Consider the following 10,397-nt stretch of genomic DNA (forward strand, 5'->3'; position numbering starts at 1 on the left):
TAAGATTTACAGCGTTGCATATTTGCGGGATGATTTAGCAACTAAGGCTGATCTCTCCCCCTGTTTTCCCTGCTTGCCCAAATTACAGCAGAATTCAAGTATTTGAACCGCATCAGTTGTAGGGGCGCAAGGTCTTGCGCCCCTACCACGTGGTCTATTTACCTAAAAAAGCTGTAATCCCACTGTTCTGCAACACCAGATTTACTTCTCTTGCCACGACGTAAACATCGCCTAAAAACCAAAACCGAGAATTTAGCGTCAAATAGACATTTTAACCAGTACAAAATATTTCGTTTTGTTAAGAAATACTGAGTCAACGATCGCTCTAGTTAATAGAGGTGGGACAAACAGCAAGCCCTATGCTAAATCCACGGCTGAGAAGATGATCCAGCTATTTGGGGAAGTGTACTTTGTCTGATTTTTTCCTTATTTACCCAGACTATTACCTGCACTCAACCTTAAATTATGTACACAATACTAAATAGCAATGCATATCCCTAAGTTCTCAGAATTACCGCATTATTCTATCTAGAAGGACGAATTATGGAACACGAAAAAAGGGTAGAAATAACATCCCAAGGCGGTTTTTTGGGACAGGCACTGACTGCTGCCGGAACGGCTATAGCCGCTCCCTCATTACTCAATCAGGCAACTATAGCAAAGGAAGCTAGCCAAAGTAACCCTGGTGAAATCAACGTAAAACTTACTGTTAACGGTGAGCAGCAAACCCTTGACCTTGAGCCGCGTGTCACACTCTTAGATGCCCTGCGCGATCGCCTGGGGCTAGTGGGCAGCAAAAAGGGATGCGATCACGGACAGTGTGGGGCTTGTACTGTTCTGATCGATGGTGAGCGAGTTTATTCCTGCCTGAGTTTGGCAGTGATGCAAGAAGACAAGGCGATCGTCACCATTGAAGGGCTGGCAAAAGGCGATACTCTCCATCCAGTGCAGGCAGCATTCATTGATAACGATGGCTTCCAGTGCGGCTATTGTACCCCAGGACAGATTTGTGCTTCTGTTGCCTTACTTGATGAAATCAAACGCGGCTGTGCCAGCGTTGTCACCCCAGATTTGGCTAGTCCCCCACAGTTTGCTGAACTCTCTGAAGCTGAAATCAAAGAGCGACTGAGTGGTAATCTCTGTCGATGTAGCGCTTACAACGGCATTGTGGCAGCAGTCCAGCAGGTAATAGGACAAAAACCGCCCTCTCCTGCCGCAACAGTGATGGTCAATGAACCCCAGGAGATGCTCAGATGAACAACTTCACTTACGCCCGTGCCACTTCTGTAAAAGATGCGGTTGAACGGGCAACGAATGACCAAAATGCGATATTGATTGCGGGCGGTACGAATTTGGTTGACCGTCTCAAGGTTTTCTTAGATGAGCCATCGCAACTTATCGACATTTCTCGATTAGAGATGAAGCGCATTGAACAAACAAGTGAGGGTGGTCTGAGCCTTGGAGCGCTGGTAACTAACACAGCAGTGGCAGACCATCCTGATGTTCGCCGCGATTATCCAATACTGTCACGAGCGATTCTTTCTGGTGCGTCTCAGCAAATCCGCAATATGGCAACCGTAGGGGGCAACCTACTGCAACGCACTCGCTGTCCCTACTACTACGATACCGCCTTCCCTTGCAACAAACGGCAACCGGGAAGTGGCTGTCCGGCAGCAACGGGCATCAACCGGATGCACGCCATCCTTGGGGCCAGTGACCAATGCGTGGCAGTTCAACCCTCGGATATGTGTGTTCCTCTTGCGGCTCTGGATGCTGTTGTTGTTGTGGAAGGCCCCAACGGTAAGCGGCAAATACCATTGACAGACTTTCACCGACTACCAGGGAACACACCCCAGCGAGATACAAACTTAGAGCCAGGTGAGTTGATTAGCTCTGTGATTGTTCCCCCAGTGCCGTTTGCCAAATCAGGGGTTTACTTAAAGTTACGCGATCGCACTTCCTATGCCTTTGCATTAGTCTCTGTGGCAGCTGCGGTTGACTTAGCGGGTGAGCAGATTCAGAATGTCCGCTTGGCAATGGGTGGTGTAGCCCATAAACCTTGGCGCTCAAAGGAAGCAGAAAAGTTTTTGATCGGCAAGAGTGCCAATACTGCAACGTTTCAAGAGGCGGCAGAAATTGCACTTCAAGAAGCAAAACCATTAACTTATAACAGTTTCAAAGTTGACTTGGCAAAGCGGGCAATTCGTCGCGCACTCGCGGTATCAGCTAAAGGAGGAGGCGTAGTATGAACAAAGTAATTGGGACTGCCATCAACCGTAAGGATGGACGGGCAAAGGTTATGGGCACGGCAACCTACGCCGCAGAACATGAAATTCCAGGTCTGGTTCACGGTTATCTTGTCACTGCCAGTATTGCCAATGGGCAAATTAAAAGCATCGACACCAGTGTGGCAGAAAAGGCAGTAGGTGTGATAGATGTTTTCACGCATAAAAACTCGCCTAAAGTGTTTATGCCAGCCAACGACTTTACGACCTCGAAAATCTACGAGGCTCGTCTGCCGTTGTCGGATGACAAAATTTACTATGCAGGGCAAATTATCGGTTTAGTAGTGGCAGACACCTTCGAGCGGGCGCGTGATGCGGCGCATTTGGTCAAGGTGGAATACACAAGCCAAAAGCCAGTCGTGGAAGCTGCGAAAGCCACTTTCAAGGAGGCTCCACCGCAGATGGGTCAAGAGCTAAAGTTTGAAAAGGGGAATTTTGCAGCAGGGGTGGCGAGTGCAACAACGAAACTTACAGCCACCTACAAGACAGCCACGGAAATGCACGCGCCGATGGAACCCCATGCCATCATTGCCCACTGGCAAGATGCAAACTCACTCACTGTTTATGAGCCGTCTCAGTGGGTGTTAGCAACTCAGCGCACCTATGCACAACTCTTTGGAGTGCCCACTGAACAGGTTCATGTCGTCACACCTTTTTTGGGTGGAGCTTTCGGCTCTAAAGCTTTTCCCTGGCCCCACGGTATTCTCTGTGCTGCGGCTGCCCGTGAAATTCAGCGTCCTCTCAGAGTTGTCCTCAGCCGACGGCAAATGACAGCGAACGCCGGACACCGCTCCGAAACCGAGCAAACTATGCGTTTGGGAGCAACTGCTGATGGTAGTTTAACTGCGATCGCCCATGAGGTTAAATCCTATACCTCACCAGTGGATGTGTTTACAGAACCCTGTACTGCGGTCACGCCAGTTATGTACACAGCACCGAATTTGCAACTGAAGCAGGAACTAGCAGTGTTGAACATCGGTACACCAACATTCATGCGCGGGCCAGGAGAGAATCCTGGAATGTGGGCGTTAGAGTCGGCGATGGACGAATTAGCCTGGATGCTAAAGATTGACCCGGTAGAACTGCGCCTGAAAAATGAAACTAAAGAACACCAACGCCAAGGTCAGCCATTTTCAGCCAAACATTTTGCTGACTGTTTGCTCTTGGGTGCGGAGCAATTTGGCTGGAAAGACAGACCAAAACAGCCCCGTTCTTTGACACGCGATGGCAAACTCGTTGGTTGGGGGATGGCGGCAGCAACTTACCCTGGCAGGCGGGGGAAAGCATCAGTCAAGGTACGGCTGCTACCAGATGGTACTGCCCATATTCTCACCGCCGGCAATGACATGGGCACTGGCGCATATACCGTTGTTGCGGCCACAGCAGCAGACGCATTGGGGCTACCCGTCGAACAGATACACGTAGAGTTGGGCGACTCCTTGCTACCAGATGGAGGCATGGCAGGTGGTTCCATGATGACAGCATCTTTACTCCCGGCGGTCATGTCAGCTTGTGAGCAAGTTCTGAAAACTGCTAATGTTAAGACTGCACAGGAGGCGTTTGCAACTCTGAGTCAGTCCGGCCAAGCAGCAATTGAGGCCACAGCATCCTCCGCTCCTGGCGATGAAACCAAGAAATGGGCATTCCAGTCTTGGGGGGCACATTTTTGCGAAGTCAGCGTCGATGAAGAAATCGGACGTTTGCGGGTGACGCGCTGGGTGTCAGTGATGAATATCGGGCGAGTCATCAACTCTAAGACAGTCGCCAGTCAAGTCCGTGGTGGCGTGATCATGGGTATTGGGCAAGCTTTAATGGAGGATTGCCAAGTTGATCCAAACATCGGCTACCCCGTGGTTTATGACCTTGCTACCTATCACTTCCCAGCCCATGCAGATATTCCTCGCATTCAGGTGGCCTTCGTCGGCGAACCTGACTTCAACTTCAACCCAGCAGGTGTACGAGGTGTAGGCGAAATTGCGATCACAGGTGTTTCAGCTGCGATCGCCAATGCAGTTTACCATGCCACAGGTAAGCGCATCCGTGATTTACCCATTACACCTGACAAGTTGATCTAAAAGGGCATTGGGCATTGGGCATTGAGAAGAAGCTTTAGGGGCACTAACCTAAACTAAATTCTGCAAATTCTCTTTGCCCAAACAGCATGTTTCGGTCTACGGCTGACAAAATTTTATTATTGGCGCGATCGCTATTTAAACAGCGAACAACTAACTGCGCGACATCTGCACGATTAATGCTACCAATAATCTGCGGATCTTCAGTTAAAACGCCATTACCCGTTGCTGGTTCTAACTTTAGTCCACCAGGACGGATGATTGTATAGGTGAGTCCACTGGCAATTAAGTGTTGTTCAGCTTTGTCTTTCTCAGCTAAAACTTTTCCCAGTACCTCTAAAACTTGGGGTGACGCAGCAACAACACTATTGCCAGCACCAATGGAAGACACAAGAATAAACTTTTGCACCCCAGCTTTAACTGCTGCATCGATCAGATTTTTATTACCAGGGTAATCCGGCCTTTCTACATCTGTTGGTAAACCGCCAATTGTACTGATAACGGTGTCAATAGGTTCATCTATCAGTATTGCCCGTTCTACATCGCCAATATTCAAGGCATCTCCCAGAACTACCTCAATACCGATTCCTTCTAGTTCAGCAGCAACTGCTGCTGTTCTCAGGAGTGCTTTGACCTTTAGCTGTTGTCCTGTGAGGGATTGGGCAATTTCTCGACCAACACCGCGACTTGCTCCAGCCAGAAAAATATAAGATGCACTTGTCATAATCAGCCTAACTACTTACGCTCAAAGGATTTTATCAGAGGATTGGCAGTATTCAATAATTGCTCAAGCAACTGAGATGCTTCTGGTTGGTGGCGAACATAAGTGTCAATAAACAGACCAATAATTTCACTCATTAGCAAACGCAAGTTTTCTTGGGATTGAGTAGCTTCTAAGTCGAGAGAGGGTCTAACTATAGTGGAGTCTGGCTGATCAACTATCGAAAAGTGATTTGCTCCTTCTAAAATTACTAGATAGGTGTCATTTCGTCCCCCAGTAATTGCTTCTTGGAATGTACGGATGACTGGGGTGGTAGCATCCCCAGGACTTACTTCGCTACTCTTAACCATGAATCCATCACGGGTTCCTCCCATCAGTAGAAGTGGTAGGGAATCTGGTAAAGGTAAGATGGTTCCTGGTTCATACCCCAAGATTGGAAATCCTGTGCTACTTGCGCCATAAGCAAAAGATGCAACAACTCCAGGGAAAAACCGAGGGTCAGCATTTTCGATAGATACTATACCACCCGCAGAGTGTCCACCGAGAATGATCCGTTGTAAATCCAGCATTCCTGCTAAAATTCCCTGATTTTGTAACTGTTCGAGTTTAGCTAGGAGTGCTGGCAAAGCCGAAGCTGTGGGAGCAGTACGATAAATTGTGGGTTTCATCTTTTCCAAATCAATCCCAGGTGTGAGGCTAATTACGCCTGGTAGACTTTCGGTAATCCAATTAAACAGAACCACTACCAATCCACGTTCAACGAGTTTAACCGCTAGCCATTGGTATTGTTGAGCATCACAGTTAAAGCCGTTGAATAAAATTACTACTGGAAAAGGTGCATTTTCTGGATTAGCTGGCTCAATTTGGGTACTTTTTTCTAGCTGCTCCGGTATCTGTGCTGGATAGAGAATTTTCAGGTGAATGGTATCGTAAGGTGACTGGACACCCTCAACTTTGGCAGCTTCAAAAAAAGCCCGAACTGTCATCTGTACCTTCCTGATTATGACTTTAAGAAAATCTTCCTCTCAGTCTACAACTGTTCCTTGCAAGCAAAATCTAATGATCTAAAATAACGAAGTAACTAAATAGAAAGCAGAAGGCAGCAGTAAAAACGCGATTAATCGCGTCTGTATAGGAGTTAGGAAAATCATTTCGCTGATTGGGATTTTATGTTCAGGATTTACGCACGGGTTATGAAAGAACGTAGACGCAAAGCGGCTTGCCGCAGGCTACCACTCCAGACACAGAGAAGCCAGTGCGCCCTTCTCCCAAGGGGAGACGCCAAGGGCGATGCGGTTAAGAGACTTGTACCCCTGCGGGAATCTTGCTACGCGCAGCGTCTCCCTTAGGAGAAGCAACTGGCGCGACACGGAGGAATGATTTGAGAGGTTTTTTGCGTAAGTCCTAATGTTGAATTCTGTTTACCTATTGGTAATTAAAAATATTAGTACAATAATTATACTTAACCCAATTGTAGGAAGTATTTTAGTAAACAATTGTGCCAATCTAGCGAATAACTTTTCAAGGGATTTACTTATGGCTAAAAAATCTCAACCTAATCTAGAACAATATCAAGATGTCAGATTATCTGCCACCACAAGAATTTGGGTAATTACAGTCGCCATTCTCGGAGTTTGCGTCCCACTGTCAGCTGTTACCAGAAGCGGTGCTATTCTTCCTTTAGTTGCTATTGGTGGCGCAGCTGTTGGTACAGTTGCTGTTTGGCGTTCTGATAAGCAAAAATCAAAAACTAACTATTTGCAACAACAGCAAATAGAACTGTTAGAGCAAAGATTAGCGAATTTAGAAACAATTGTTAGCAGTGATGACTTGAACTTGCAAATGAAAATTAAACATATAGAGGCAAGTGATACTTTTGGCAACTCCTCTGATGTAAGTACTACACCCAGACAACCAAAACGCAAAGGTTAAAATTAACCAATCTTTACCATTTATACTTGTTTCAGATGATCTTTCCTAGAATCAGCGCTACTAGGTTATTTTTATGTAGGTATTTGTTGACTTAACGTTACTGCAACCTTTGAAATCCCTCTCACATAAAACTTTTATTTGCAACTAGAACTGTTTCTAGGGAAACAGTATCTCGCTCTCCATCTCCGTTAGAATTAACTGACATCAACTAATTCTATATACTTCAGTTGCATCAGTGAATGAAATGTCTAAGTGCTATCCATCTATCTCTTTCCCGCAAACATCTGCCAATGGCTGTGTTTTTTTAGACTACTAACATTACTGAATTTTTAATTAACTAAGGTTATAAACTTGAGTAATTGCATTGGTATAGCTTACCTTAGGTATGCAATAGTTTGCCGCAGGAATGCTGATGGATTGGATTAGCTTACTCAAAGCTCAACAAACTGACTTCCTTCAACGTGTGAAAAAACCTAAAACTTATGACTTATCTTTGCTGGAAAGTCAAGTTAAAGGTTCTCACACTGAAATAATAGGATTTCGGGGTGAGCCTTTGGCAAAACTCCAAGAACTTTCTCGCCAACAAGCAGAAGTTCTCGCCAAAAATCCGCCGCCGACGCCGCCTGAATATCCTGAACCTCCCGACTGGACGATACCTTTTCCCAAATACTTCCAACGACAAGCGGAAGATTATTTTTTGCGGGAGCAAATCGTTGACTGGGTGATAACTGAACGCTTAGGGAAGTTGGTAAAAAAGGTATCACAAGATACCTTGCAAAACATGATTTTAGATGATGAAGGAAATTTGTGTGGCGAAAGTAAATTTCCTTATGTCCTAAAAGATAATCCTCAGCTGAGTATTCAAGTTTATGTTGCTGATGGAGAAAGTTTTAATGGTATTAAGAAAGACAAAATTAAGTGGTCAGTTACTCAAGAAGATTTGAGAAATCACCAAGGATTAATTTTTCTTTGTTTGTTTTATCCATCTACAGGTAAATTAGGTTACGAAAAGCAAAGTATAATAACAGGCTTTTTACCTACAAATATCCTTGAACTTACTGAAGCAAAACTGGATATCAGTCCGAGTAATTTATTGTATGCGGGGGGGTTGAGTTGGTATTTAGAATCACTAGTTGCTAAAAAAGATACGTCGCCATTAATTAATGAGAAAGTGATCGCAGAGACAATACAAACTCTACCATCAGAGCATTGCCTTAAGGGTATAATCGGTGACTGGGAATGCTGGCAGACTTTACAAGGGCACAACAGAGGGATTAATTGCTTGGCTTTCAGTTCTGCGTGTAAGAATGGCAAAGCTTTACCCATATTGGCAAGTGGTAGTCGGGGAGAGACGAAGCTCTGGGATTTAAGCAAGGGTGAATTAATAGATACATTATCAGAGTATCCTTGGGTGATATCTGGGCTAGTGGATGAAGTGAATTCTCTGGCTTTTAGTTCAGATGGGCAGACTTTAGTGAGTTGCGGTGCAGATTCCACAATTAAACTTTGGCACGTCGGCGCTTTAGACTTGATTGATATTTTGCACAAACATAATGGGGTAGTGCGGTGTGCTGCCTTCACCCCAGATGGCAGAATGTTAGCTACAGGCGGAGATGATCGGAAAATTCTATTTTGGGATTTGATGCAACGTCAGGTTGCGATCGCCCTCTCTTTAGATGATACAGCAGCTCATTCCCTGGTTTTGAGTCGAGACGGGGAAACTCTGGTGACAGGTAGCTACCGCAAAATCAAAGTCTGGCGCACCTTACCTAAGACGGGGATTAAAAGTTTAAAGGATGCACAACCGCTGCATACCCTCATGGGTCATTCTCACATCGTTCGTTCCTTGGCGATTAGTGCAGATGGTAAAATACTCGTCAGTGGTAGCTGGGATCAAACGATTAAAATTTGGCATTTGGAGACTGGGGAATTACTTCATACTCTGAGAGGACATAGAGATAGAGTATATGCGATCGCTTTAAGTCCTGATGGGCAAATAATCGCTAGCGGTAGTGCTGATAAAACCATCAAATTGTGGCATCTACAAACTGGGGAATTGCTGGGTACGTTTACAGGTCATACTCATATAGTCACAGCATTAGCTTTCACAGCTTCCGGCGAGATGTTAGTTAGCGGGAGTTTGGATAAGACTATTAAAATTTGGCAACGCAGTTAGAAGATGTTTGAGAAGTCATGATTGATGTATCAAATATTTTTTACCCCACCCTAACCCTCCCCTTGGAAAGCTACGGTGTACACACAAGTCGAATTACCCCCCTTAATCCCCCCTTGTGAAGGGGGGAAATAAGAGATTTTCCTTCCCTCCCCAATACATCGGGGAGGGTTAAGGTGGGGTAATTCGAGGACTGGTAATGATTCGATAACTTGTGTGTACACCGTAGCCTTGGAAAGGGGAGGGAATTAACTTTACCGTTTCCCCCCTTTATATTGCAAAGGGGAGGGAATTAACTTTACCGTTTCCCCCCTTTATATTGCAAAGGGGAGGGAATTAAGTTCACGGTTTCCCCCCTTTATAAGGGGGGATTAAGGGGGGTAATAATTCGATTAAAATTACAACATACCACTTTTCAAACAACCTCTTAAGACTAATTCGTAATCGGCTACGCTAACGTAATACTCGCCAAAGCATAAAAAGCAAGCTACGTAATTGTGGAGTCTTTGATAATCGTGAATGAAACTCAGAACTCCTTTAATAAGTTTTTGAACTGGATGAATCTACCTTTGATACTCGTTAACAAGTTTTTGAACTCGGTATCTAAATACTCGCAAACGACGCTTCACAAATGTCAGTATTGGATTAAATCTAACTAACTCAGGATAAACAGGAATAAAAAACTCCTTTTGCTTGCTAAATCTAACTGCTAACGTCCTTGCTGAAGTAAAAATTTCGCCTTCATAAATGTCTATTTCCGAAAGGCCGATGATTTCGTTTAACGCTTCTGCATTGCCAATATTACCCAAAGCCGATGCCGCGTAGCCTCTCACAAATGAATCAGAGTCCTTGAGGGCGGCGATTAATCCCGGCACAGCTTCTGCATTGCCAATATTACCCAAAGCCTCTGCCGCGTCGCCTCTCACAAATGAATCAGAGTCCTTGAGGGCGGCGATTAATCCCCGCACAGCTTCTGCATTGCCAATATTACCCAAAGCCTCTGCCGCGTCGCCTCTCACAAATGAATCAGAGTCCTTGAGGGCGGCGATTAATTCCGGCACAGCTTCTGCATTGCCAATATTACCCAAAGCCGATGCCGCGTAGCCTCTCACGTCAGATTCAGAGTCCTTGAGGGCGGCGATTAATTCCGGCACAGCTTCTGCATTGCCAATATTACCCAAAGCCGATGCCGCGTAGCCTCTCACGTCAGATTC

8 protein-coding genes are annotated in these 10,397 nt (G+C 45.5%); 5 read left to right on the plus strand and 3 right to left on the minus strand.

Going from position 1 to position 10,397, the window contains the following annotated elements; genetic code table 11:
• Window positions 1-543: 543 nt before the first annotated feature.
• The 3 genes from V7K46_RS16830 to V7K46_RS16840 are packed head-to-tail and all read left to right on the plus strand — an operon-like array spanning window position 544 to window position 4,360.
• A complete protein-coding gene (locus V7K46_RS16830) occupies window positions 544-1,257 on the plus strand; it encodes a 2Fe-2S iron-sulfur cluster-binding protein (protein ID WP_335115030.1) in 714 nt (237 codons plus the stop codon).
• Window positions 1,254-2,249: an FAD binding domain-containing protein gene (locus tag V7K46_RS16835; RefSeq protein WP_335115032.1), complete on the plus strand. Its 996-nt coding sequence runs from the start codon at window positions 1,254-1,256 to the stop codon at window positions 2,247-2,249. The genes V7K46_RS16830 and V7K46_RS16835 overlap by 4 nt, the downstream gene beginning before the upstream one ends.
• Window positions 2,246-4,360, plus strand: coding sequence for a xanthine dehydrogenase family protein molybdopterin-binding subunit (locus tag V7K46_RS16840; RefSeq protein ID WP_335115034.1), 2,115 nt, complete (start codon window positions 2,246-2,248; stop codon window positions 4,358-4,360). The genes V7K46_RS16835 and V7K46_RS16840 overlap by 4 nt, the downstream gene beginning before the upstream one ends.
• A gap of 43 nt (window positions 4,361-4,403) precedes the next feature.
• Here V7K46_RS16840 and V7K46_RS16845 read toward each other — a convergent pair whose 3' ends face one another.
• Both V7K46_RS16845 and V7K46_RS16850 read right to left on the minus strand, forming a co-directional pair.
• A complete protein-coding gene (locus tag V7K46_RS16845) occupies window positions 4,404-5,081 on the minus strand; it encodes an SDR family oxidoreductase (protein ID WP_335115036.1) in 678 nt (225 codons plus the stop codon).
• 11 nt (window positions 5,082-5,092) lie between these two features.
• Window positions 5,093-6,064, minus strand: a complete 972-nt coding sequence (locus tag V7K46_RS16850; RefSeq protein WP_335115038.1) for an alpha/beta hydrolase family protein — start codon at window positions 6,062-6,064, stop codon at window positions 5,093-5,095.
• Window positions 6,065-6,614: 550 nt separating this feature from the next.
• On the opposite strand from V7K46_RS16850, the gene V7K46_RS16855 reads away from it, so the two are divergent.
• The gene (locus V7K46_RS16855) at window positions 6,615-7,010 is read left to right on the plus strand and encodes a hypothetical protein (RefSeq protein ID WP_335115040.1); all 396 of its coding nucleotides are present in this window, start codon (window positions 6,615-6,617) and stop codon (window positions 7,008-7,010) included.
• A 412-nt stretch (window positions 7,011-7,422) separates the two neighbouring features.
• Window positions 7,423-9,186 carry a WD40 repeat domain-containing protein gene (locus V7K46_RS16860; protein WP_335115042.1) on the plus strand — a complete coding sequence of 588 codons (1,764 nt, stop codon included), beginning with the start codon at window positions 7,423-7,425 and terminating at the stop codon, window positions 9,184-9,186.
• A gap of 560 nt (window positions 9,187-9,746) precedes the next feature.
• Here V7K46_RS16860 and V7K46_RS16865 read toward each other — a convergent pair.
• Window positions 9,747-10,397: HEAT repeat domain-containing protein (locus V7K46_RS16865; RefSeq protein WP_335115044.1), on the minus strand; the 651-nt coding region annotated here is incomplete at its 5' end.

Source organism: Nostoc sp. (genome assembly GCF_036917395.1).
Lineage (GTDB): Bacteria > Cyanobacteriota > Cyanobacteriia > Cyanobacteriales > Nostocaceae > Nostoc.

Excerpts from the sequence above, each read along its gene's own strand:
- V7K46_RS16850 (WP_335115038.1), bottom strand. The coding sequence starts at position 6,064 with ATGACAGTTCGGGCTTTTTTTGAAGCTGCCAAAGTTGAGGGTGTCCAG.
- V7K46_RS16855 (WP_335115040.1), top strand. The coding sequence starts at position 6,615 with ATGGCTAAAAAATCTCAACCTAATCTAGAACAATATCAAGATGTCAGA.
- V7K46_RS16835 (WP_335115032.1), top strand. The coding sequence starts at position 1,254 with ATGAACAACTTCACTTACGCCCGTGCCACTTCTGTAAAAGATGCGGTT.
- V7K46_RS16840 (WP_335115034.1), top strand. The coding sequence starts at position 2,246 with ATGAACAAAGTAATTGGGACTGCCATCAACCGTAAGGATGGACGGGCA.
- V7K46_RS16845 (WP_335115036.1), bottom strand. The coding sequence starts at position 5,081 with ATGACAAGTGCATCTTATATTTTTCTGGCTGGAGCAAGTCGCGGTGTT.
- V7K46_RS16860 (WP_335115042.1), top strand. The coding sequence starts at position 7,423 with ATGGATTGGATTAGCTTACTCAAAGCTCAACAAACTGACTTCCTTCAA.
- V7K46_RS16830 (WP_335115030.1), top strand. The coding sequence starts at position 544 with ATGGAACACGAAAAAAGGGTAGAAATAACATCCCAAGGCGGTTTTTTG.